Genomic DNA, 24,009 nt, shown 5'->3' with positions numbered 1-24,009 from the left:
GCTAGCCAGCCTCGATTAAATCATATATTTTTTTCATTATTACTTCCGGACTGTAATTTTTTAATACATCACTTTTATCATTTTTCAATTGGTTATATAGTTTATAATTCTTAATTAAAGAAACAATCCCATTAAATAAAGCATCTGGGGTTGGATCCACTAGTAAACCATTTTCTTTATGTCGGATAAACTCCTCAGGCCCCATGGACTTCGCAACAGTAACAGGTGTATTTATAGCTAGGGCTTCCAATACCGTAATTGACAATGACTCAACAAGAGAGGGATGTACGTATATATATGCATTTTTTATATATGGGTAAGGATTGGAGATAGCACCTAAAAGATAGATATTATTTTCTAATTGATAATCTTTAATACATCTTTCAATCACATATCGTTCCGTACCTTCCCCTATGAGATACCATTTTACTTTATACCCGTTGTCAACTAGCTTTTTACAGGCATGTACACAATTAATCATACCCTTTTCAGGTGATAGTCTACCTACACTCAATAGACTTATAGTTTCATTACTATTAATCTCCAAACTTGTTCCTTCATTTGCTTTGTGTTGAATTTCATCAACGTTAATAATATTGGGGATTGTAATGATTTTATTATTTATCTCATTAATATTATTTATTAGCATTTCCTTGCTGCTATCCGATACGGCTATTATCTTGTTAAAATTTTTGAAAACTTCAATCCATCGTTTTGTTTGATTTTCTGGATAATCATATGTTCCGTGATGCCACCAGGTTACCTTCTTTTTACTGTTAATGATATATCCAACAAAATCAGTGCAGATGCCAACTCGATATGCAATGGCACAGTCATATTCTTTATGTAAATTAAAAAGTGGCTTAGCTAGATATAATGTCTTTACTCCCATTATTTTCTCTAGCAAGAATATTAATCTAAGTCCTAACGCGAACCAATTCCTTTTTTTTATGTTCTCTAAAAAACACTGCTTAATTGGTCCATACGCTTTTGACAAATCGTAGTAAATAATATTTACTTCTATTGGGACTTCATTAGCATAATCACCAAGCCCTTCAAATAATATCAGATCAACTTCATAATAATTATAGTCAATACTTTTTAGCACATTTATCAGAGAGTTCTCAACCCCGCCAACATTTAAATGACCGTTTACAAACAAAACTTTTTTTTTCAAAATTTAACCTCACAATGTACTTATGATTTATTTTGTCTTCTATTTTTGTTTATCTAGTAACTCATCAGTAAAATGTAATATGCTGGGCCTTCGATTTTTCAACACTAATAAACTATATGGTCTAACCATTTTATACTTAATTAGAATAATAATAATTTTCGTCTTCCAAGAAACGTTAGGTATTTTAAAGTCTTTGAATATTTCAATAACTTTCGGATGAAACATGATTTTTTTAATCATATTTAATCGTTCTTTCCCGCCTTTCTCAGAATATTTTATTTGTCCCAATGCAGATAATGTTAGATACAACATATTAATTTTAATTTGTCTAGAAAAATCAAATTCAATATTGTTGCCAAAATACTTCACTAACCTTTCATTAATTTTAAGGAAAGAAATCCACTTTTTTTCATTATATGTATTGGTAGTAGAATTTGGATTGTAAAAGTAGTTATAATAATGATGACCTTTTAAATAGTAAAAATTAGTTGCATGATACATAATCTTCGTGCCCAATATAGAATCTTCATCGTAGTGTATATCCTCATCGTAGTATAAACTATTTGATTTAAGGAAATTTAAATTAAATAAACAAACCCAATTTGAAATGGTAGGCGGATATTCGATATTTTCAAACATTATTAAACTTTGGTACAGTTCATTCTTTATGTCATACTTTGAATAGTACCCTCCTCTAATTGATTGTGTTCGTTTATCCTCATAATTGTTTGATTTTTTTTTGTAATCACACATAATAAAATCCAGATCTAAATCTTCAGCTTTGTTAAACATTTCCTGGTACATTGCGGGTTCAATCCAATCATCCGAATCAATAAAGCTTACATATTTTCCTTTTGCCATTTTAATACCGTCATTTCTAGCTGCTGAAACTCTAGCATTTTTTTTATGGATGACTTTTATCCGTTTATCCTTTTTTGCATATTCATCACAAATTTTACCAGAACTATCCTTGGATCCGTCGTTAATTAATATTATTTCAAAATCCTGAAATGTTTGCTTTAGCACACTATCAACACAACGATGTAAATAATTTTCAACATTATAAACTGGTATCACAACACTGATTTTAGGAAGCACCTTATTCCCTCCTTTCTTAATGAATTGACATATAAATTTATTTTTACATCGACCGCATTAATTTGTGATCTACAGTTACTAACCTTCCTTTATCCACTTTAAATACAATATCGCAATTTTCTATTGTACTTAGTCTATGAGCAATAATGATTAACGTCTTCTCACCTTTAAGACCATCTATTGCTCTCATAATTTCTTTTTCAGTACTGTTATCCAAAGCAGATGTTGCTTCATCCAAAAAGATAATTTCAGGATTATAGTACAATGCCCTAGCAATCCCAATACGTTGGCGTTGTCCTCCAGAAAGCCTTACTCCTCTCTCCCCGACAATTGTATCCAATCCTTCAGGAAGTGAATCAACAAAATTTTCTAACTGAGCATCTTTTATTGCCTTTTGAACAGCAAGTTCATCGATGTCATTATCATCTATTCCAAATGCAACATTTTTCCTAATGGTTTCATCTGATAAATAAATGGATTGTGGGATATAACCAATTTTACTTTTCCAGGTTGGCAAAAGTTCATTTAGCTCCTTCCCATCTATAAATACTAGACCCTTCTCAGGTTCCAAGAGACCCAGTATAATATCAACAATAGTTGTTTTACCAGCACCAGAAGTTCCAACAAAAGCAACTGAATTACCAATTGGGATGGTTAAAGATACATCATTTATTGAATAATCATCTTGGTTTGGATAACGGAAGTATACTTTTTCCAAATTAATCGATTTTTTGAATGTTTTCTCACCTTTAGCCACCTTTACTGGTTTTGATTCATTGATTTCATTTTCAGATTTTGGTTTTCTTCCTAAATTGTCTTCAATTAAATCTTTATAAACTACTGTTAACGCTGGTTGACTGAATCGTATTGTTGATAGGCTAGCAACAATTCTATTTATTGAAGGCATAAGACGAAAAGCTGCCATTGCAAATAATGACATAGTAGCCACAAGGTTTGCTGTATTTGTTCCTTGAAAAACAATAATAATCATCGTAATAAGGACAACTGAAACTAATAATGTCTCGATGAAAAGCCTGGGTACTTGGTCCAGCATATTTTTATAAATCGTATTACGAGCCATGATTCTACTTTGTTTTTCATATGAATTTACAAAGTAATGTTCCTTTCCTGAAACCTTTATTTCTTTACTAGCACCTAATCCTTGATTGACCCATTTAATGACCTCACGACTTATTTTTTGATTTTCCTTTCCTAAATAAGTAATCTTATTACGGAAGATTTTAAAGAAAATAAAAACACTTCCACCTAATAGTATTCCAGCTGTTAGAGTAGCTAATGGCGCTGTAATGATAAGTAAAGAAAGTATAGAAAAAACGACTAAAGTCTCAGTCAGCAATTGAAAAGTTGCTAAGAGAATCCCATCAAATATTTTCGACACTTCACCATTTACATTTCTTAAGAGCTCAGCGGAGTTTCGTTGCAAATGGAATGTATAAGGTTTGGTTAAATACCCTTTAAACATTAAACTAGAAAGTTTTACTTTTTGATTAAAAATGACTCTATATTGTAAATAATAAAACCCTAATAAATAGCCATTTTTTAAAATAAAGACTGTAAGTAAAATTCCAACAGCGAATATAATAAAAGTATTTACGGACTGAAAGTTTAGCAATTTGTATGCAAATGATAAAATCGGTTGTTCTTGTATCATCGTAGGATTTGTTACTATTCCAACAAAAGGAACTATTAAACCAATTCCTGCCGTTTCAAATATAGCGGCAATGATCATCATAATAAAAAGTAATAAAAACTTTTTCTTGTCTCTTTTATCAAAGAGTACTCTTAGCTTTCTAAATGTATCTTTCAATTTAGTCACACCTTAATTTTATTATTACTGTTCATTATAATGAACAAAGTGGTCAAAAAAAATATAGAATTACTATTCAGTGTGTGTGTGCAATTTCTACACCGTCCATTTTAGCATGTTCTTTAATAGATTATAAACCATATTTAGTTCTTATTAAAGAACATTTCTTCGACATAATTCTACAGTTCTTCTGTTAATTCTTTATATTACTCTTATTTATCTACAATTAAAGCTAACTAATTATTTTATATAGCTTTTCTAATTCACAATCATTGCTATAATCCTTTTGTTTGATATAGTTTACTATAGTATTCTTAAATCTTTGATTATGGTAATATTCTTCAATCCCGTTTACTAAACCTAAAACACTTAAATCACAAATTGCTCCTTCAACCCCATTCTCTATTTGGCTGGATGCTGTTGGGTAATTGGTAATAAGGATTGGTTTACCAAGCACTTTTGCCTCGGTAACAGTTACCGCTTTTCCTTCATACCTAGATGGCTGAACGTATAAATCACAATTTTTCATATAAGGATAGGGATTTGATTTTTTTCCAAGAAGAATAAAACTATCTTTTAAATGGTGCCTAGAAATTAAATCTTTTAGTTCTTTCTCATATCCACCATAGCCGATAATGTACCATTTGATGTTGGTTAAACCTTTATCATGCAGCAGTTTAAGGGCTTCTATTGCCAAATCAAATCCTTTTACATAGGATAACCTGCCAACAGAGACTAGATTAAAGGTATCAGACTTTACTTTATTAAGATGTATCTCTTCCTCCGCCAATTTCTTTATGAAATTAGGGGATGTTATGTTTTCCAAAACCAACACTTTATCTCTTAATGTTGGATAAGTACTTAAAAATGCCTCACTGCAGGCAATAGATACTGAAGCAATATGGTCATATTGATTCCAAACTCTGAGATCCAGCTCATTATCAATTTCCAATTTACTATAGTCCGTATGAACCCATGCAATTTTCTTCTTCGCTTTTACTTTATTAGCAATAATATCATGTGGCCAAGCATAGCTAATGGCTACATCGTATTCCTTATCAATTTGCGGCAAAAAGAGGGAAGAGTATTTTTGAGTAAGTTGCATTTGTATATATCCTGCCCCCTCTTCTAAGTTTCGTGAAGCAGACTTCATTTTTGCTATATACTTTGATAAAACTCTAATAAAAGATAATGCATATTGTTTTTCTTTAAGGCATTGAGTAACTGGTTTTCTAAAAACCGTGTACCTTCCTACCTCAGGCAAAAGATTCACTGATTTCGGTATTAAATTCATAAACTCGCCAACATGATGAAAGATTAAAAGATCAACATTGTATCTTTCATAATCAAAGCTTTCCAACATATTAATTAAACTTCTTTCAATGCCGCCAATCTCCATATTATAAACAGAAACTAAAATATTCTTTTTCATCCTCTATCCTCACCTAAAAGTAGTATTAAACACTAAACTGCACAATCTTATCTTCACTTTTATAAGGTCTTGTTTCTGTCTCTCTTTTATTCATAAAGATTGTATTAGGAGGAATGATTCCTTTAACAACACTTCCAGCAGCAACAACCACATTATCACCAATATGGGTATTTCTTAAAATAACCACATTCGACCCAATCCAGACATTATCTCCAATTGTAACTTCTCCTCTTATTAGATGGTCTGTGGTGTTTTTTTTATAATTATGATCATGGTCGTTAATACAGACATTTGGTGCAATCTTAGTGTTTTTTCCTATCGTAATTCGGTTTACACAATTAATAGTGCAGTTATCATTTATAAAAACATTTTTTCCTATAGTGAGTACCCCATCATAATCAATACGGATACTCGCATTTTTCCTTATAAAAACAAATTTTCCTATATTAATCTTTGCCCTTTTATTAAACACTTCTATCTTACTTTTGGCTTGAAGAGAATAGATGGAGGATTTAATATTTCTAAAATACAGGGCTTTATATAAAATCCCCCTCATTATTCCAACTAGATGGGAAAGATTCATCAAAATTGTAATCATAAATCCACGTTTTTTACTCTCGGTTATAAGTGTCATAACTATTTTTTTGAGCATACTTATACTCCTTCTACAACTTACTTCAAGGGAAAAGATTTTCTTAATCTAGCAATATTGTGCCCACCTATTAGTTTTGAGAGGACAAATTTCACTTTTCCTTTTATTCTTTTTTCTAACGGCAGCCAACTCTTATAAAAATGATGGATAGCATATGTTTTATCAGAAATAAAAGTTTGGCAGTTAATATAATCATAAGGCGAAAAATAAGTCTGAGGATAAAAAGCCCCTATCTGATTAATTTTCTGATACTGACCGTTTAGCAACAGTCCCTTATCTTTAAGTAACTTTGTAATAATAGCTACATTTGTTAATTGATTAAATGTCCCATCATTTTTGATAAAATTTTTATTATTATAAGAATCTAGAAATTCCTTTATTAAGTGATTTTCCTTTTTTGCTCCAATGGTACTTGTTGCAATAAAGTTTTCTTGTTCAAACCCCCAAAAGGATGGATGATGTAAAAAATCATCAAAGGATCGAAAAACCTCGACATCCGTATCAAGATATATCCCACCATAATGATAGAGAGCATACACACGTACATAATCACTGACAAAGGCATATTTCCCTGAATCATAAGCTTCTTTTACAAATGGATTTGCATCTATATTAAAATTACCTTCATTCCATTCGATAATTTCATAATTTGGGAGATTCTTTCTCCAGCTATCTATGCATTTATTAACAATTCCAGGTTTTTCTTTTCCGCCAAACCAACAGTAATGGATCTTCTTAGGTATTAGATTATGATCGTCCATTTTACTTACCTCAATTTCCATCTACTTTTGTTTTCAAATTTTTCCACTTAATAAATTCAATTAACGTTTTATATTCATTAATTTTTATTCCTGTTTCTTTTAGTTCTGCTGCTAAATCAATCAATTCCTGGTCCAATTCTTGTTGAACTTCATTTGTATGTAATGGTCTCAAAAAAATGTCCAGCTCCACATCCAGCACTGCAGCGATTCTTTTTACTACTTCTATAGAGGGATTTTGGTTTAAATTTCTTTCAATATTACTTAGGTAAGACTTTGATAGATTTGCTCGTTTAGCTAATTCAGTTAAAGTTAATCCCTTTTGCTTTCGAAATTGATATATCGTTTTTCCAATCACGACTCATACCCCGTTTTTTCAAAAAGTAAATTACTAGATTCTTAACATATCCACTCTTTCCTTCCTTTTAATAACTGTTTGTTTGATATAGTGAATAACCGTTTTTATATCCTCATCAGTCATATTAGAGCCCGACGGTAAGCACAATCCATTATTAAAGAGGGTTTCTGAAACGCTTTCGTTTTTATTATGAGAATAATATTTTCTTTCCTTAAATACAGGTTGAAGATGAAGCGGCTTCCAGACCGGCCGGGCTTCAATATTTTCCTCGCTTAATGCATTGAGTATGTCGATTACCGAAATTCCAGTCTCATTCTCATTTATCGTTAATGCAGTCAGCCAGCGATTAGAAAAAGTTTCGGCTAACTCAGGCATAAACCTCAATCCCGGTATATTGGAAAGAGCGTCATAGTATTGTTGAAAAACAGCTCTTCTTGCAGTTATTCTATCATCCAGTACTTCCAATTGTGCCCGCCCAATCCCAGCTAAAATGTTACTCAATCTATAGTTGAATCCAATTTGACTGTGCTGATAATGTGGCGCTGCATCTCGGGCCTGTGTAGCTAAGAATCTTGCTCTTTGTAAAGCCTCCTGATCATTTGAAACTAGCATTCCCCCACCAGAAGTGGTAATAATTTTGTTACCATTAAAGGAAAAAATGCCAAACTTTCCGAACGTACCACTTGCTTTCCCTTTGTACATTGCTCCAATTGATTCCGCTGCATCCTCAATAATGGGTACTCCATATTGATTACAGATGACTGTAATTTCTTCCATCTTAGCACTCTGACCATACAAATTTACCAAAATTACCGCCTTTGGGAGATTCCCATCCTTTAATGCATCTTTAAATGCTCTTTCCAATGCTTGAGGTGACATATTCCAGGTATCAGGTTCTGAATCAATAAAAATTGGTTCAGCTCCTTGATAAACAATTGGATTAGCACTCGCAACAAAGGTTAGACTGGAGCAAAACACCTTATCCCCCTTACCCACTCCTAATAATAATAGTGCCAGATGAATGGCTGCCGTTCCTGAGCTAACGGCCACTGCCCCATTAACTCCCACGTATTGAGCAATTTCTTTCTCAAACTCATCAACATTTGGACCAAGTGGAGCAATCCAGTTCGTTTCAAATGCTTCATTTATATATTTATGTTCATTACCACTCATATGTGGAGAGGACAGAAAAATCCTCTTTTTAAAGGTTAATTGCCCCAATTACGTCACCTCGCGTTCACTTTATTATTCATCTTCACCTTGGCAGGTGTACCCACTGCAAGACTATATCCAGGTAGATGATCAATTACAGTTGCACCTGCACCAATCATCGTCCATTCACCAATACTTCTATTTGGGATAATGGTTGCCCCGCTTCCCACACAGGCACCCTCCTGTATTTTGACTGTTCCTGCAATCGTACTATTAGGGCAGAGGTGAACAAAATCATCTAGCAGACTATCATGCTCCACTACTGAGCCAGAATTGATAATACAATGATTACCCACTTTCACATCTGCATTAATAACTGTCTGCGGCATGACAACAGTCCCGTAACCAATTTTTGCACTTGGGCTTATACTTGCAGACGGATGTGCAATTGTAAGGTAATCTTTTGTACTTAGACCCAGTCTTTCAACGACTTGTTTTCTTGCTCTGTTTTCCCCTATAGCCATCACAAATTTAATATTCTTTTGTTCTTCTAAAAATTGTATTGCTTCATCTATGGGTCCAAAAATCAGGTCGTTATCGACTTGAATTCTTTCATACTTATTATCCAGATATCCGATAATTTGAAGGCCATTGGTTGCCCGAATAATATCAGAAACCACTTTACTGTGACCTCCATGACCAATTACAATAACTTTCATGGATTTCCCCCTCCAATAGTGGAGTTTGATCCTTTAAAGCTTTCCACTGTTGCATTTCCAGGTTGATTAATTCCATCCGATATGATGACTTTATAAACGGTAAGAAAAAGAATTTTGATATCAAGGAAGAAAGATTGGTTGTTAACATACCAAACATCAAGTTTGAATTTTTCATCCCATGAAAGAGCATTTCTTCCATTTACCTGGGCCCATCCGGTAATACCCGGTCTAACATTATGCCGTAAGGATTGCTCCTTGGTATAAAGCGGCAAGTATTCTATCAGTAACGGTCTTGGTCCAACTAAGCTTAAATCCCCTTTTATCACGTTCCATAATTGCGGATATTCGTCTAAACTATATCTCCGAAGAAAACTTCCAAATGAAGTTAGCCTAATATAATCCGGCATCAATTCACCTTGATCATTTTTTTCATCTGTCATCGTTCTAAACTTATAAAGAGAGAACCGTTTTCCATTTAAACCAGGACGTTCCTGTATAAATATGATTGGAGATCCGAGCTTCACTTTTATTAACAACGCAATTACAATAAAAATAGGAGAAAGACAAATAAAAAGTATGAATGAAAGAGTTAAGTCAAATAGCCGTTTCATGATTTCCTCCTCAGCTATTTAGAATCAGCTAATACTTGTTTTTTTATTTCTTCAATAAGTTCTTTAACTTGAATGGTTTCTGTCTCAATCCCCTTTGCATAAATACTCTTCATAATTTCTTTTAATCTCTGTTGGGTCAAATGTTCAGATATTGCCATTTCCTAACCTCTCCTAAAAGTCTATTTACTTCTAATTAAAAAACCCTCACTGGTAATAAGTGAGGACTTTCGACTTCAAAACTTTTTTCGTATCCGTTTGGATTTTTGGATTGCCAGCGCCAAGTATCCTCACACATTTCGTTTATCCCTTTCTTTGAAATCCATCCGAGACTTTCCTTTGCTTTTTCTGGATCAGAGTAGCAAACAGCTACATCGCCTGGTCGTGGATCAACAATCTTATAAGGAATTTTCTTCCCTGAGACCGTTTCAAAAGCAGAAATTAATTCTAAGACACTATAACCTTTTCCAGTACCAAGATTGTATACGTCGATACCTGTTGAATTTGTAACCTTTTCTAAAGCACTTAAATGTCCTAACGCTAAATCAACCACATGAATATAATCTCTTACACCCGTTCCATCTGTTGTAGGGTATTCATTACCAAAAACATTAAGTTCCTTTAGTTTTCCAATAGCCACTTGTGAAATATAAGGCATTAGATTATTGGGAACACCATGCGGATCTTCTCCGATTAGTCCACTTTCATGAGCTCCAATAGGGTTAAAATATCTTAAAATAGATATACTCCAATCCGTATCTGAAACATGAAGATCTTTTAAAATTTCCTCAATCATAAGTTTTGTACGGCCATAAGGATTAAGTGCACCTAAATGGCTATTCTCAGAGATTGGACATCTTTCGGGTACACCGTAAACTGTTGCAGAGGAACTGAAAACTAACTTTTTTACATTATATTTCTTCATCGTTTCACACAGAACAAGGGTACTTAAAATATTGGTATGATAATATTGAAGAGGAATATATACGGATTCACCAACTGCTTTTAATCCTGCAAAATGAATAACTGCTTCAATATTATTTTCTAAAAATATCTCTTCCAACCTACTCTTATCTAACAAATCATTATAATAAAACTTAAAAGTACCCCCTGAAATTTCGGTTATTCTTTTAATTACTTCAGGTTTACTATTAATAAAATTATCCAAAACAACAATTTCATAACCTGCATTTAATAATTCTACACAAGTGTGACTGCCAATATATCCGGCTCCTCCAGTAATTAATATAGCCATTAATTTCCTCCACTAAATTTTCTATAAAGAAGCATAGAAGCTAACCCAAATAATTACTTTTATATACTAAATTAAAATTAATTACACATTCGTAAAAATAATAGGCTAAATAACATAAAATAATTATGTAATAAACCAACTTTTGATCTTTTTTTCTAAAGACCTTGATTATCCATGAAATTAGGATGATTTGGTATAGTTCAAAATAAATATTAAACCTCGCAAAAATCCAATTTGCAGTCGAAATAATCATAAAGGACAGACCAATTATAGCCATATTTACAATTACATCACTTTCCGGATATATCTGTCTCAACTTTTCCCTTCCAAAAAAGGCAATAACCAATGGTGCACCAAAAACAATAACCCTAATTATATTGGCCCCACCCTCATTAAAATTACTGTAAACACTATATTGACTGTCTTCAATCGCAGAGAATAATACGCTTGAAAACTGATCAAACCCTAATACGATGACAGCTGAAAAAAGTAAAAGAACTAAAGTTGCCTTTGACCAGGCTCTAAATCTAACTAAAAACGAAATTGGAATTAAGATAAGTGCACTTTGGTGAAATAAAGAAGCAAAAATGACCACTAATATATATTTAAACCAATTACCTTCAATCAAATATTTCGTAGCAACAAAAAGAATTGCAGTTGCCAGACACTGCCGTATTCCGTTCATCGTAACTAAGAATAATCCACCGGTTACATAAATATAGATACTTAATTCAAATAATCTCGAGTACTTATACAAACCGATAATAATTAGAACATTAGTGATTAACGCAGTTGTAAATATAAGTATTTGTGGATCTTCCGAATATTTCTTTAACAGCATTTGAAGAATGGCAAATCCAATATCATCTTGAGATTTGACATATTCCCAAGTGAAATTATTAATATTAAAGGTATGCATATAAAAGGGTGTATCCCCAATATTCCTACGCAGCCCAGAGACTGCTATAAAGGAAATCATCGTACCAAATACCAACAATTTATTTGGTTTGATTGATACTAAAGAATTATTTAATACTAGAGTGTTGGAAAAATACCGAGCAAGCAAAGACAATAAAAATACTATTGCAAGGTTGACCCATAGAACAGTCATACAATAGATCCTTTCAGTAAACTAAAATTTTTATTAACATTTTTTAATTAGTTCTTTATCTAAAGTAACAGATAGATAATTTAATAACTGAGGTCTTAAATCCTTATGCTTTAGGGCGAATTCAATAGTTGTTTGTATAAAACCCATTTTATCCCCGACATCATAACGAGTTCCTTCAAAGTCATACGCATAAACTGCTTCATATTTATTTAGAGTGGCAATGGCATCAGTAAGTTGAATTTCTCCACCAGCCCCCGGTTCCTGTTGACTAAGAATCTCAAAAATCTTCGGACTTAAAATATAGCGGCCGAGTATGGCCAAATTGGAAGGTGCTTCTTCCCTCTTTGGTTTTTCTACTAATCTATCCACACTATAGAATCGGCTTCCCATTCGATTTCCACCTACTATTCCATAACGAGAAACATCTTGTTCTGGAACTGATTGGACACCCAATACCGTGGCATTGTATCTGTCATACTGTTCCATTAACTGTTTTAGACAGGGCTTTTCTGCCTGAACAATGTCATCTCCTAATAGGACTGCAAACGGTTCATTGCCTATAAACTTTCTGGCACACCAAATAGCATGACCCAAACCTCTTGGTTCCTTTTGACGGATGTAATGAATATCCACCAATTTAGAAGATTTCTGCACTTCGCTTAGTAACTCATATTTTCCCTTTTCCAATAAGTTATGTTCTAATTCAAAGGAGTGATCAAAGTGATCCTCAATCGCTCTTTTACCTTTTCCCGTAACAATAATAATATCTTCAATTCCTGATTCAACAGCTTCCTCTACAATATATTGAATCGTAGGTTTGTCTACTATAGGCAGCATTTCTTTTGGCATTGCCTTAGTAGCAGGGAGAAACCTTGTTCCCAGTCCAGCTGCAGGTATAATGGCCTTTTTTACTTTCATTTAATAAACCCCTTTATACAGTTATGGAGAGTGATGGTGTTGAAGCAACTCCTTGACTTTTCTTTACTTTATTATTTGCAAGATTTAAAAGCTTTTCTTTTATTTCTTCCTTTTCCATATGAGCAAATGATGAAATTAACTCTTCAATTTCCTGTATATAAATTTCTGAAGTTTTTCCAATATAAATCTTGGGATATATTTGTTTTTCATGAACTTCATCTTCTTTTAAAAGTTCTTCAAAAAGTTTCTCACCTGGTCTAATTCCTGTGTAATCAATACCTATTTCTTCAATGGAATTACCTGATAACTTGATTAAGTTCCTAGCTAAATCTACAATTTTCACTGGTTCTCCCATATCTAATACAAATATTTCTCCACCTTTTGCTAATGCACCAGCTTGAAGAACTAATCTCGATGCTTCGGGAATTGTCATAAAGTATCGGACCATATCAGGATGGGTGACAGTAACTGGACCGCCTTTTTCAATTTGTTTCTTAAATAATGGGATTACACTGCCTCTGCTCCCTAGAACATTTCCAAAACGTACTGCAACAAATTTAGTGTTACTCATTCGGTCGATTGATTGAATAACCATTTCAGCGAGCCTTTTTGTTGCTCCCATAACACTAGTAGGGTTAACTGCCTTGTCAGTAGATACCATGACAAAAGTTTTTACTCCATTCCAGCTGGCCGCCTTTGCTGCATTCAAGGTTCCAATTAAGTTATTTTTGACTGCCTCCTCAGGATTTGCTTCCATTAATGGTACATGCTTATGGGCTGCTGCATGATATACAATATTAGGATGATATGTACTCATAACATCCATCATTTTCTTTTCATCCTGTAAGTCAGCAATTATGGGAATATATTCTGTTTCTGTATCTTTAAACTTCTCTTTTAACTCCAACTCAATCGAGTAGATGCTATTCTCACCATGTCCAAGCAAAACTAATTGCCTCGGTTGAAATTTTGAAATTTGCCGGCAAATTTCCGAACCAATGGAACCACCTGCACCCGTAACAAGAACAACTTTTCCTGTAATATTTTCTGTAATACTATCAATATCTAATACTACAGGTTCGCGACCAAGTAAATCCTCCACCTGCACATCCCGAATTTGTTGGACAGACACTTTGCCTGTGATCAAATCTTCTATCATTGGAAGACTTTGTGTTTTAGCGCTCGTTTCTGCACACTGCTTATAAATATTACTAAGTTCCCTCTTACTTAATGATGGTATGGCAATGACAATATGGTCTATTTTCAGATTATTAACAGTAGCTTTTATTGTTTGAGTCGCACCAACGACAGGTATTCCTAAAATCTCAAGCTGATGCTTTTTACTATCATCATCAATAAAGGCTACTGGTATAAGATTATTTTCATTTTCCTTTTTGAGCTGTCTAGCAACCATCATACCAGCTGAACCAGCTCCGATAATGAGTGTTCTTTTCTTGTTACCGACCCTATTAAGATACGAGTCTCTATACATTCTCCACAAAAAGCGGGAACCGCCTATAAAGGACATATTTAGAAACCATGTTACCAACAGCAACCTGACAGGGATTTCTCGAACAACAAACAGTTGAATTACAGTTGCAAAAAAAACAGAAATGGTAACTACCTTAAGGATGCTTACTAATTCTCCTACACTTGCATATTCCCAGGCCTTTTTATAAAGATGCAATTGAAAAGAAAATAGATGATGACTTACTAAAATGGCAATAGCACTTAATACCATTGGTAAGGTGATTACTTTTAATGTTCCATAGGTTAAGAAGCGACTAAAGAAAATCACTGTTAAGACTATGCAAGAGTCTAGAAAAATAAATAAGGACAATCGTTGCCTATACGTCATACTCTTCCTCCACTATCAGATTAACTTCTTTTTAACCTTATTTTGATTGCATCGTCTATCAATCTTTTAATATCTTCAAGAAGCTCTTTATCTGCATCTTGCTTTATGTACCTAATAGCTTTAACAATAGACTTTGGATATTGATCAATGTTATTCACAATAACAGCTCCTTAAAAAATATTAATGATCGGTTCTTTGAGGAAAAAACAGATCATTAATATTTTTTAAAATTTGGGCATTTAACCCATCCTCACATCACACTACCGACGACTAGCGCTAAGGTCTATTGACCCACAGTATGACCGAGTGCCTCCATAGATAATGGATAGGAGACATCACCAATAATCATTATATTCTTAATAACGAACATATTAATAAAAAAAATTAATTAATGGTTCATTACAACTCCGACAAGTTTTGCCTTTGCAAATTCCAGTACTTTTTTCGCCTCAGCAGCTTTTTCAAACTTTGTTTTACCGTTTTTAATGACCAATACAACTCCATCACATTGGTTTGCTAAAAGCTTAGTATCAGTTACATCTAAAATGGCATTGGAATCAATTAATACGATTTGATAAGACCTGAGGGCTTTCTGTAGAAGTTCATGCATCATTTGTGATCCTAATAATTCAACTGGGTTATTAGGGGTAGGACCACTAGGTAACAAGTCTAACCTTCCCATTTCAGTATGGAAAATAGCATCATGGAATAAAACCCTTCCATTCAATACATCTACTAGTCCACTAGAGTTAGACGTTTTAAAAAATGAATGTAATGATGGTTTCCGTAGATTAGCATCAATTAATAGAACCTTTTCTTTTTGTTGGGCAATAGTGATCGCTAGGTTAGCAGCAGTGGTAGACTTCCCTTCCCCATCGTTTGGGGAGGTAATTAAAAAGATTTGGCTTTTCTCTCCTGCCATAGAAAATTTAATATTTGTTTGAATCATCCGATATTGTTCAGAAATAATGGAGTCAGGATAAGAGGATGTAATTAAAATTCTTTTCTTCTTCTGACTAATTCGTCTTGTGATTTTATTTAAAACCAATTGACTCACCTCTTATCTCTAAATTAGACTGACCATTCTTCTTTTTAATATTTCGCTTATTCATTTTTGAAACTCTACCAAGCACTTGAACTCCAAGCATTGATTCAATTTCTTTCTCTGAACGAATTTTATCATCTAAAGACTCTAGTAAAAATGCCAAACCAATACCCGCAACAAGTCCACCAATAATCCCCATTAACACTTTATTATTATCTTTTGGATTAATTGGCAGTGGATTTACTTTCGCCTTAGATAATGAACGGATATAATCTTGACCAACTATCTTAGGAACTTCCTCTTGAAAAATCTTTGCCGTAGTATCAGCTATTACAGCTGCTTGATTTGGATCTGTATCAACTACACTTATACTCACTACTTGCGAACCATCTACACTTGAAACACTTATTTGTCCAGCTAACGCTTCTGCTGATTTACTTAAATTTAATTCTTTAACAACCAAGTCTAAAATAGCTGAATCTCTGACAATTACTTGAAGTGTTTTTCTAGACTCTTCATCTGCTCCAATAATAATTCTTGAAGAAGACTGATACAGAGGAACTATGGAAGTGTTATTAAAGAACATCCCAGCAAAACCAGCTAGAATTGTAATAACTGCTATCACCAAAAATCTTCTTTTGATAACGTTAAATAATTCTAGTAAATTAATTTCCTTGGCTTTTCTCTTGTCGTTGTTATTCTGATTAAAGCTATTCATTAGACCACCTTTTATTAAGACCTGAAATACCGTTCGTTCTAAATAAAGAACGTGTAGAGCAAAAAAAAATTCAGTTGGTTTATAACCCTATGTTAGTTCTTTATTAAGAACTAGTCAATCGTTATTTTCAGAATTAAACGATAATAATTATAATAATAAGCTCTAAAATCAAACACTAACTTCTAATTGCTTTTTCAACAACCTACTAAACATTCCATGTTTCTCATTTGCTAGTTGGCCAAATTGGCCTTGTTGAATAATTTCACCGTTATTTAATACAATTACTTGATCAGCGTTACGAATAGTTGATAATCGATGCGCGATTATTATGATTGTCATTGATCCCTTTAAATTTTCAATTGCATTTTGAATTTTAGTTTCGTTTTCTGTATCCAAAGCACTAGTTGCCTCGTCTAAAACAAGTATAGACGGTTTACGTAATATAGCTCTTGCTAGTACTAGTCTTTGACGTTCTCCACCTGAGAGTTTTATTCCTCTATCACCTATCATAGTATCAAGGCCATGGGGCATCCTTTTAACAAAGTCTGCAGCAGCTGCAAATTCTAATGCCTCCCAGATTTGCTCATCGCTTGCTTTCTTATCAATAATTAACAAATTTTCTCTGATTGTAGTATTAAACAAGAATGGATCCTGGGGTACATAACTAATTGAGCGTCTCAACGCAAGTAAATTTTCACTTGATAAATTCTTTCCATCAATTAATACCTCTCCAGTTTCAGGACGATTAAGCCCCATTAATATATCTATTAGCGTGCTTTTACCTGCACCGGATGGACCAACTATTGCAGTCATTCGATTCGCGGGAAATTGCAAGTTAATTTTCTGTAAGGCATATCGCTCCGCTTTAGTATATTTAAAATACACATCTTTACATTCTACACCTTTTTTCATCATGATTGGATTTACGCTATGAATCATTCTTTCATTTAACTCTCGTCCCTCAATACATTGATTTTGTAGATCTAGAAGTTTCTTAAATGAAGGTAATGCTAAACCTAACTGCTCTAAATTTGATTGAATTCCAGTTATTCTTGGCCATATTCTTGAAAATATTATAAGTATTAGAAACAACGAAGCAGACTGTCCTTCGAACATTTTTATTGAAATAAAAATAAAGATTCCAATTAATAATGCTGATACTACTTTATAAATAAAGTTTGATTTTGTTTTTAATTCCACTGCTTTGATTGAGTTCTTAACCATCTTGCCGTTTAGTTCCTTGAACCAGGAGATGTGGTGCTCCTCTATATTGTTACTTTTTATATCTTTAATTCCATTGAAAGAATCGGTAACTCCCGCCATATACAATTGTCCCAATTCGATATTATCCATACCTAATTTACTAGATTGTTTTATAAATTTTCTCGAGAAAAATACCACTAAAAGTCCGAATAAAGTAACAAATATAGTCATCTTTATCGAAAAAAAACAAGCAATTCCAATCTGAATTAGTGTAAATATAAATGAAGAGATAAAACTAAAAAAAACACTTATACCACCACTAACACGACCAGTTTCCGAAATCATTGAATTAATTAGATCTGATTTCCGATTTCTTAGAAAAAATCCCCAATTAGCCAATAAGATCAATTTATACGTTTCTTCTCTAATATAACAAGAAAAGCCTTGCTGAATTTTTACATTCAATATGGTTTGCTGCCTTTGAAAAAAACTTTGTCCTACCATTATTAACACGAATAAGCTTATGATTATTATAAGAGAGGTTGTTTGAGGTATATCTTGAAAAATGAAAGAAAATTGGTTTAATAAACTATTATTTATATTTAAGTCAACTATTCCCGTTAAGTGAATTAAGGGTAATAGCAAAAAAATACCTATACCTTCAAATAGGCTTATTAATAACATTGCAGAAAGATTAAAATACAATATTCTCCCTGAAAAGGAATGGATAAGCTTTACAAAATGCATGATTTCTTTCATTTCGGTTCCTCCAAGGATAGTTCTTGCTTTATTGCCTTTCTCCATAAACATAAAAAAGGTCTTAGAATAAAATATAAAAAGTGGAGTTTTTTAGGTAATGGTACAGTCAAGCTATCGACATGATAGGGGTATAAATAACTCAGTTTGTACAAAAACTTTTGCTGCCGAGACATTAACGAAGATAAATGGCGTCCATGGTATATAGAAATATGTTTTGGGACAAGGTCATCATGCAAATTGACCATATTTTCCATATAAAACATCGCACCCTGAGCTAATGATTTAGATCGATCACTTGTATAACTAAGCAATTCTTTTGTTACATTGGCATTAAATAGGGCTGAAGATAAGATTATACTTTGTCCAACCACATGAAAATTGTTGTGTGTTTTCGTTAAATAATATACTTTTTGCCAATCCATTTCCTGCTCAATCATTCTCTCAATATCTAATAACCAACGGAGACGTGACCATCCGTGTCTTGCACCGTGAGAAACAAGAAATAAAAATGAATCCTCCCTGCCTAATAAATAAATTGGACTATTAACAGATAAGCTTCTTCTCTTACGTTCCCATAATTCTAAAAAGCTTGGTTCCTTACCAGGTCCTGGATTTAGTCGCCAATGAATTTCCACCTTAATATTTTTGGATTTTTGGTAATAAGTAACATGATGATGTCTCCATTTCCAATCTCCCAATATACTAAGTATATAATCATCTTTTATAAAACCCTGGTTTTCTAGAATTTTATGCACACTATCTAAATCTTCAATTGGAATAAGTATATCTAAATCTCCACATGTCCTACGTGAAACATCCCCGTAGATTTCATTTCCCAGAAAAGGTCCTTTTAAAAAGATATTTTTTATGCCATTAGAATTAAATAATTTTGCTAATTGTTCCATTTCGCCACTGAGTTGAAGCATTTTGAAAATATTTCTCTTATAGTATCCATAAACTGTTTGGATTACGAATTGGGGAATTAAACTAGTATCAATATTTTTTAGTTTTGAGGCTAATAAAGGATAAACCCGGTGATGTAATGTTAAATCCAAAAACATTTTCCAATCTATATTCTTGTGCTCTTCTCTTAAATAATCTTGAATATAACCATCGTCATTTTTTAATATATTTAGTATAAGAATTAGTTCTTTAGGAACATCCCGCATGTCGAGACTAAATTTTTTCACTGTAATTACTCCTTATTTTTTAATACCTCGACTTTTTTTGGCAAACTTACCTACTACTACAAATTTCTTCATTTCCTCGGCACCGGTTAAATAAAATGGACCGCTTCTTAGCCAAGCATGAGCAATCAACTGTCCGTTCTCGTCTCTGGCTGTTCCTAAATAAAGGGTACTATCTATTTGACGTCGTTCTAACATTTTCATACAAGCCATTGCCCTTATTAAACATTTACTTTCCCACAATGTATATTTACTCATAATATGAATAGCATGGGATATTTGTTTAACGATTTTTATATTTACAGCATCAATGTCAAAAGATGTTTCGATCATTTGAGAGCCAAGAAACGGGGAAACTCTTCTAAAAGGTACAACTTTTAGAACGCGTGCCCATGCTAATAAAATGTATGCTTCAATTAGTAAATTTCTCATCTGAATATCTGAAGTGAAGAACAACCATATTTTTCTCACCTTTAACGAATCCTTCCTTACAGTCAAAAATTATTTAACACTTACAGATTTGTTTCTTTCCTAATTATTTTTTCATTTAATAACTGTTCTAGAAAAGCGAAAACATCTTTTTCGCATTCACTGGCTTCTACATTAAACTCGTCAATTATTTTAGAGATTAATGATTTAATAGAAATAGGTTCTTCGATATTCCCCCAAATATAGCCACCGATTACCCCCAAATTGTAGTATTTACCATTATCAATACTCATCATCACAGTTTCTCCATCCATATCACTTATTATATTCCCGGGATTTTGCACGATGATTGTTTCCATAGAGAGACTATTTTCGCTTAAGATTTTCATTTTTTTCATTCTCCTTGTTTATACAATTGAATATTTGTGTAACTAACTCATTCACTGTAAATCGGTTCTCTGGCCTCTGTAGTTGGAACAAATTAATCTGATTAATAATTTTTGTTGAATTTGTAAAATGCCAATTGGTAAGCCCTAGGTTTGGGATAAGTATGTTCCTGTATGTATGGATTAATAATGTCTGTAATCTAGAAAGACCTTTAAGTTGTTTAAGCTTTATCTCATCATTTTCGGAAAATGTTAGTTCAAATACCCCTGCTAGTTGTAAAGGTACTGATGAAAATTGATCTTTAATTGGAATTGCAAACTTATTTTCTCTTTGATAAACAGATTTATATTCTCTACTGTCTATTCCAAACTCATCTAAGCTTTCCTGCCAAAGTTTCTGCTGAGGGTAGGCCGGAATGACCATTGGTACATTTTCCTGATTAAAGTAAACACCTATTACATCATCAGTTAGCAATTTATATCCTTGACGAAGAAATGCTGTTGCTAACGTAGACTTCCCGGCCCCAGAATCACCAACAATAGCATAAGCTTTTCCATTTATAGCAATTGCGCTTCCGTGCAAAGGTAGTATACCTCTTTGCATCAAAATTGCCCCCATACAGCTACCTAATAAATATAGTCTAATTACATCTTCTTTATATTCATTTAATGGCCATACGGTGATTCGGCATCCTTCTTCGATAAGAAAAATTGCTATATCCGAAACCTTAAACATTACTAAACGTTCATTCATGACAAATTTGTTTCCTGGTTCAGACCATTCTAACCAAATATTTGATAAGTCTTTAAAATTAATCTCTATATCTATAGAGTCCTTACGGTTAACTACTTCCAATAGCTCCGGGAATTGGATCTTACTTCTAACTGTAAATCCAAAAGCCTTATAAATAAAGTCACTAGCAACTTTCTCCATCATTCTCACTCCAATGAATCTCTTTATATAAAAAGCCCTTATATCTTCTACAATATATAAGGGCCTTTTATGTAAGTTAAACTAATAATATCTAGATGTATAATTAAATGAGCTCAAAATAAACCAGTAAGATTAACAATAACTTACTATAAATACTTGTATAATTCTTCTTAACTCTTAGAATCCAAATGTTGACCCGTGCCTGGGTCTATTGGAATCGGCTGACCATTTGAAAAGTCCCCGTCATATTTGCTTCCTGCAACATTGTGCATCGTCATCTTCACATCTAACATTTCTAAAACTGGTTTTTGCCATTCTCTTTTCATCTTTTCACCCCCTTTCAAAGTATTTTTTTATTAAGCGATACACTATTACAGTTCTCATTAAAATTCTATAGTCGGGGTCGGACATACTTTCTGTCCTTAGAACCTTTTCGCTTTTAACCATTGCAAACCTTATTACCTTTTCATCGAAAAATTTCAATAGGTTGGAATCTTTAAGAAGTTCCTTAACTTCTTCTATGAGCAAATTCCAATGTGGAACCATTCGATGGAGCCAATCTGCACCTTGTATCCCCCAAATACGTTGATTTAACCTAATTTGATCTGGAAGCACATTTTCAGTTGCTCTTCTAATGAGTGCACGGTCTGAGCCATTTTGAACAAATTGATCTTCAGGTAATGAAAAACAATAGCGGACCACCCGTATGTCATTTGTAGGGTCACGTTTCCAGAGTTTATATCGCAATGAGAGTTTAGCATTAAATGTACTTCCAGAATTCCAAGTGGAAATATTGTCAAATATGATTCTTCTTTGCTCATAAAGATTTTTTGTGGCTAACCAGCCAGAATTATCAATTCCATACTCACCTAACTTTGAAAATACACCCGTTCTCTCTGCAAACTCTGAATTAATTAAAATCGGTAGATCCTCCGCGTTGTTCCTCGTTACCATTTGATTTAAAATCGGAAAGCCAATTTTAATAATATTAGGAACTAGCCGAAATCTAGCTCCTCCGGTTTTCATACTATATTGATGTAATTCATGTATAAGATGTAGCCATCTAAACCTCTTTAATAGAATCGCATAATAATCTAATGCAGATCCCCATGATATCGTTGAATTACCCTTATCACCATTTAGTAGGATTCCAACACCCTTTTCGCTCGCTTTCTCAAAAATGCCTCTTAGCCAAAAAGAGTTTTCTGCAAATTTGTACGGCATTTCCATAACATCAAGATAATCATCGATTTCGGTATAAGAACTTCTCCCATCAAAATCATAATAATGATCGGAAATTCCTCCTACATATTCAACAGTTTTCTTAATAAATGGCCGCTCATCCGGCATTATTCGCTTTTGAGTGAAGTCAACAAAATCCTTTGGCGGAATATAACTGAAAGTATGTAATGTCTTACTACTTTTTTGAAGTTCCTTAACCGCAAACCCTACGACTGCACCTGAATCCAGTCCTCCACTTAGTTGGGAGCCAACTTCTCGAAAAGTTCGTAATCTACATTTTACTGCTTCTTGAAAAACATCTCGAAAAGCCTCAACATATTCTTCATTTGATTTTAATTTTATTTTTTCAGTTGGCGTAAATGTACCGAAGCGTTTAAGATTGATTCTGTTTCCAGCAATCGTAATCGAATGAAATGGTGGCACTTGTTCTATATCTTTAAAAGGTGTTATACGAGCATCTACCGTATCAATCATTCCAGTAATAGCTAAAAATTCGGCAATATAATTTTCATTCAGTTGCGTTTCAATATAGGGCAAAGCCAATAATGGTTCAATTGTAGTACAAAAACTAAAACGGGAATGATTTCTAAAATAGTAAAGTGTCCTATAGCCAGAAGGATCTCTTGCCCCAAAGAATTGTTGTTTTTTGTCATCCCAAATCATAAAAGCAAAATCGCCAACTAGATATTTCGGAGAGTCTTCTCCCCACTTATGATAAGAGAGTAATATCAATTCACTATCAGTGATTTCTTTTCTTTTCCTTTTATCAACTTGTAATCTTTCAAATAATTCTTCTCGATTATCAATAATCACATCTGCCGTAATAGCTAAATTTCTTTCCTGATCATAGTAGGGAAGTTTTTCGCCTATAGACTCCGGTGTAACCCATTGGGCATGGCAGCCAAGAAAGACTTTGTCGCTATGCCAGGTTTGAACATCATCAGCAGGAAATCTATCTAACTCTTTCATTATTCTCCTGCCGTGTTCGAAATTAATAGGTTCATCGTTTAAATGATATATACCAGCAATAGCGCTCATCTTTTCCTCCTGCCACTTTTACATCTACGTTTGTACTTAATAATAATTTAAACTTAGAGAAGTTACGACTTTCACGTTCTTTAAAATGAACAACAAAATTTTAGTGAATTAATGGATTCTAAAAAGCAATCCTTTATAGTGTAA

Annotated in this window: 25 protein-coding genes; all 25 read right to left on the bottom strand. The window is 33.3% G+C overall.

Features of this window, described 5'->3' with window-relative positions; translation table 11 throughout:
• Position 1 precedes the first annotated feature (1 nt).
• Positions 2-1,177, bottom strand: a complete 1,176-nt coding sequence (locus H0184_RS08450; protein WP_221823360.1) for a glycosyltransferase — start codon at positions 1,175-1,177, stop codon at positions 2-4.
• Positions 1,178-1,216: 39 nt separating this feature from the next.
• Complete coding sequence (locus H0184_RS08445; RefSeq protein WP_221823358.1) at positions 1,217-2,275, bottom strand: glycosyltransferase family 2 protein; 1,059 nt, start codon at positions 2,273-2,275, stop codon at positions 1,217-1,219.
• A gap of 43 nt (positions 2,276-2,318) precedes the next feature.
• Entirely contained in the window at positions 2,319-4,112 is a 1,794-nt protein-coding gene (locus tag H0184_RS08440) for an ABC transporter ATP-binding protein (protein WP_396953584.1), read from the bottom strand.
• A 223-nt stretch (positions 4,113-4,335) separates the two neighbouring features.
• Positions 4,336-5,535, bottom strand: coding sequence for a glycosyltransferase (locus H0184_RS08435; protein ID WP_221823354.1), 1,200 nt, complete (start codon positions 5,533-5,535; stop codon positions 4,336-4,338).
• Positions 5,536-5,560: 25 nt separating this feature from the next.
• Positions 5,561-6,187, bottom strand: a complete 627-nt coding sequence (locus H0184_RS08430) for an acyltransferase (protein ID WP_260631493.1) — start codon at positions 6,185-6,187, stop codon at positions 5,561-5,563.
• Between the two features lie 20 nt (positions 6,188-6,207).
• Positions 6,208-6,948 (bottom strand): glycosyltransferase family 32 protein, encoded by a 741-nt coding sequence (locus H0184_RS08425; RefSeq protein WP_221823352.1) that lies wholly within the window; start codon positions 6,946-6,948, stop codon positions 6,208-6,210.
• A gap of 10 nt (positions 6,949-6,958) precedes the next feature.
• Positions 6,959-7,303, bottom strand: a complete 345-nt coding sequence (locus H0184_RS08420) for a helix-turn-helix domain-containing protein (RefSeq protein ID WP_221823350.1) — start codon at positions 7,301-7,303, stop codon at positions 6,959-6,961.
• A gap of 33 nt (positions 7,304-7,336) precedes the next feature.
• Complete coding sequence (locus H0184_RS08415; RefSeq protein ID WP_221823504.1) at positions 7,337-8,476, bottom strand: DegT/DnrJ/EryC1/StrS family aminotransferase; 1,140 nt, start codon at positions 8,474-8,476, stop codon at positions 7,337-7,339.
• A 53-nt stretch (positions 8,477-8,529) separates the two neighbouring features.
• The gene (locus H0184_RS08410; RefSeq protein ID WP_221823348.1) at positions 8,530-9,174 is read right to left on the bottom strand and encodes an acetyltransferase; all 645 of its coding nucleotides are present in this window, start codon (positions 9,172-9,174) and stop codon (positions 8,530-8,532) included.
• Positions 9,171-9,785 carry a sugar transferase gene (locus tag H0184_RS08405; RefSeq protein WP_221823345.1) on the bottom strand — a complete coding sequence of 205 codons (615 nt, stop codon included), beginning with the start codon at positions 9,783-9,785 and terminating at the stop codon, positions 9,171-9,173. The genes H0184_RS08410 and H0184_RS08405 overlap by 4 nt, the downstream gene beginning before the upstream one ends.
• A gap of 14 nt (positions 9,786-9,799) precedes the next feature.
• On the bottom strand, positions 9,800-9,943 hold the full coding sequence (locus H0184_RS08400) for a hypothetical protein (protein WP_221823343.1): 144 nt from the start codon (positions 9,941-9,943) through the stop codon (positions 9,800-9,802).
• A 35-nt stretch (positions 9,944-9,978) separates the two neighbouring features.
• Positions 9,979-11,037 (bottom strand): UDP-glucose 4-epimerase GalE, encoded by a 1,059-nt coding sequence (gene galE / locus H0184_RS08395; protein WP_221823341.1) that lies wholly within the window; start codon positions 11,035-11,037, stop codon positions 9,979-9,981.
• A 40-nt stretch (positions 11,038-11,077) separates the two neighbouring features.
• Complete coding sequence (locus H0184_RS08390) at positions 11,078-12,148, bottom strand: EpsG family protein (RefSeq protein WP_221823339.1); 1,071 nt, start codon at positions 12,146-12,148, stop codon at positions 11,078-11,080.
• A gap of 33 nt (positions 12,149-12,181) precedes the next feature.
• Positions 12,182-13,066: a UTP--glucose-1-phosphate uridylyltransferase GalU gene (galU, locus tag H0184_RS08385; protein ID WP_221823337.1), complete on the bottom strand. Its 885-nt coding sequence runs from the start codon at positions 13,064-13,066 to the stop codon at positions 12,182-12,184.
• Positions 13,067-13,079: 13 nt separating this feature from the next.
• Positions 13,080-14,924: a nucleoside-diphosphate sugar epimerase/dehydratase gene (locus tag H0184_RS08380; RefSeq protein WP_221823335.1), complete on the bottom strand. Its 1,845-nt coding sequence runs from the start codon at positions 14,922-14,924 to the stop codon at positions 13,080-13,082.
• A 20-nt stretch (positions 14,925-14,944) separates the two neighbouring features.
• Positions 14,945-15,082 carry a hypothetical protein gene (locus H0184_RS08375; protein WP_221823333.1) on the bottom strand — a complete coding sequence of 46 codons (138 nt, stop codon included), beginning with the start codon at positions 15,080-15,082 and terminating at the stop codon, positions 14,945-14,947.
• A 230-nt stretch (positions 15,083-15,312) separates the two neighbouring features.
• Positions 15,313-15,972 (bottom strand): CpsD/CapB family tyrosine-protein kinase, encoded by a 660-nt coding sequence (locus H0184_RS08370; RefSeq protein ID WP_221823331.1) that lies wholly within the window; start codon positions 15,970-15,972, stop codon positions 15,313-15,315.
• Entirely contained in the window at positions 15,959-16,687 is a 729-nt protein-coding gene (locus tag H0184_RS08365) for a YveK family protein (protein ID WP_221823329.1), read from the bottom strand. Before H0184_RS08365 ends, H0184_RS08370 begins: the two co-directional genes overlap by 14 nt.
• Positions 16,688-16,855: 168 nt before the next feature.
• Positions 16,856-18,649: an ABC transporter ATP-binding protein gene (locus tag H0184_RS08360; RefSeq protein WP_221823327.1), complete on the bottom strand. Its 1,794-nt coding sequence runs from the start codon at positions 18,647-18,649 to the stop codon at positions 16,856-16,858.
• Positions 18,646-19,818, bottom strand: a complete 1,173-nt coding sequence (locus H0184_RS08355; RefSeq protein ID WP_221823502.1) for a nucleotidyltransferase domain-containing protein — start codon at positions 19,816-19,818, stop codon at positions 18,646-18,648. Before H0184_RS08355 ends, H0184_RS08360 begins: the two co-directional genes overlap by 4 nt.
• A 33-nt stretch (positions 19,819-19,851) precedes the next feature.
• Positions 19,852-20,268, bottom strand: coding sequence for a lasso peptide biosynthesis B2 protein (locus H0184_RS08350; RefSeq protein WP_221823500.1), 417 nt, complete (start codon positions 20,266-20,268; stop codon positions 19,852-19,854).
• 80 nt (positions 20,269-20,348) lie between these two features.
• Positions 20,349-20,654: a lasso peptide biosynthesis PqqD family chaperone gene (locus H0184_RS08345; protein ID WP_221823325.1), complete on the bottom strand. Its 306-nt coding sequence runs from the start codon at positions 20,652-20,654 to the stop codon at positions 20,349-20,351.
• Positions 20,632-21,585: an aldolase gene (locus H0184_RS08340; protein ID WP_396953583.1), complete on the bottom strand. Its 954-nt coding sequence runs from the start codon at positions 21,583-21,585 to the stop codon at positions 20,632-20,634. The genes H0184_RS08345 and H0184_RS08340 overlap by 23 nt, the downstream gene beginning before the upstream one ends.
• 170 nt (positions 21,586-21,755) lie before the next feature.
• On the bottom strand, positions 21,756-21,911 hold the full coding sequence (locus H0184_RS08335) for a paeninodin family lasso peptide (RefSeq protein WP_221823321.1): 156 nt from the start codon (positions 21,909-21,911) through the stop codon (positions 21,756-21,758).
• Positions 21,912-21,915: 4 nt separating this feature from the next.
• Complete coding sequence (locus tag H0184_RS08330; protein ID WP_221823319.1) at positions 21,916-23,865, bottom strand: asparagine synthase-related protein; 1,950 nt, start codon at positions 23,863-23,865, stop codon at positions 21,916-21,918.
• Positions 23,866-24,009: the final 144 nt, after the last annotated feature.

Origin of the sequence: Neobacillus niacini (assembly GCF_019749295.1) — a bacterium.
In the GTDB taxonomy this organism is placed as follows: Bacteria; Bacillota; Bacilli; order Bacillales; family Cytobacillaceae; genus Neobacillus; species Neobacillus niacini_D.
The sequence above is the reverse complement of the archived record's forward strand: the minus strand, read 5'-3'. Positions and strand labels throughout refer to the sequence as shown.

What these genes read in the sequence shown, in the direction of transcription:
- H0184_RS08435 (WP_221823354.1), bottom strand. Translation starts at nt 5,535, where the DNA reads ATGAAAAAGAATATTTTAGTTTCTGTTTATAATATGGAGATTGGCGGC.
- H0184_RS08335 (WP_221823321.1), bottom strand. Translation starts at nt 21,911, where the DNA reads ATGAAAAGAGAATGGCAAAAACCAGTTTTAGAAATGTTAGATGTGAAG.
- H0184_RS08350 (WP_221823500.1), bottom strand. Translation starts at nt 20,268, where the DNA reads ATGAGAAATTTACTAATTGAAGCATACATTTTATTAGCATGGGCACGC.
- H0184_RS08410 (WP_221823348.1), bottom strand. Translation starts at nt 9,174, where the DNA reads ATGAAAGTTATTGTAATTGGTCATGGAGGTCACAGTAAAGTGGTTTCT.
- H0184_RS08425 (WP_221823352.1), bottom strand. Translation starts at nt 6,948, where the DNA reads ATGGACGATCATAATCTAATACCTAAGAAGATCCATTACTGTTGGTTT.
- H0184_RS08380 (WP_221823335.1), bottom strand. Translation starts at nt 14,924, where the DNA reads ATGACGTATAGGCAACGATTGTCCTTATTTATTTTTCTAGACTCTTGC.
- H0184_RS08345 (WP_221823325.1), bottom strand. Translation starts at nt 20,654, where the DNA reads ATGAAAATCTTAAGCGAAAATAGTCTCTCTATGGAAACAATCATCGTG.
- galU (WP_221823337.1), bottom strand. Translation starts at nt 13,066, where the DNA reads ATGAAAGTAAAAAAGGCCATTATACCTGCAGCTGGACTGGGAACAAGG.
- H0184_RS08415 (WP_221823504.1), bottom strand. Translation starts at nt 8,476, where the DNA reads ATGAGTGGTAATGAACATAAATATATAAATGAAGCATTTGAAACGAAC.
- H0184_RS08405 (WP_221823345.1), bottom strand. Translation starts at nt 9,785, where the DNA reads ATGAAACGGCTATTTGACTTAACTCTTTCATTCATACTTTTTATTTGT.
- H0184_RS08365 (WP_221823329.1), bottom strand. Translation starts at nt 16,687, where the DNA reads ATGAATAGCTTTAATCAGAATAACAACGACAAGAGAAAAGCCAAGGAA.
- H0184_RS08330 (WP_221823319.1), bottom strand. Translation starts at nt 23,865, where the DNA reads ATGAGCGCTATTGCTGGTATATATCATTTAAACGATGAACCTATTAAT.
- H0184_RS08340 (WP_396953583.1), bottom strand. Translation starts at nt 21,585, where the DNA reads ATGGAGAAAGTTGCTAGTGACTTTATTTATAAGGCTTTTGGATTTACA.
- H0184_RS08390 (WP_221823339.1), bottom strand. Translation starts at nt 12,148, where the DNA reads ATGACTGTTCTATGGGTCAACCTTGCAATAGTATTTTTATTGTCTTTG.
- H0184_RS08355 (WP_221823502.1), bottom strand. Translation starts at nt 19,818, where the DNA reads ATGCGGGATGTTCCTAAAGAACTAATTCTTATACTAAATATATTAAAA.
- H0184_RS08430 (WP_260631493.1), bottom strand. Translation starts at nt 6,187, where the DNA reads ATGCTCAAAAAAATAGTTATGACACTTATAACCGAGAGTAAAAAACGT.
- H0184_RS08400 (WP_221823343.1), bottom strand. Translation starts at nt 9,943, where the DNA reads ATGGCAATATCTGAACATTTGACCCAACAGAGATTAAAAGAAATTATG.
- H0184_RS08360 (WP_221823327.1), bottom strand. Translation starts at nt 18,649, where the DNA reads ATGAAAGAAATCATGCATTTTGTAAAGCTTATCCATTCCTTTTCAGGG.
- galE (WP_221823341.1), bottom strand. Translation starts at nt 11,037, where the DNA reads ATGGCTATATTAATTACTGGAGGAGCCGGATATATTGGCAGTCACACT.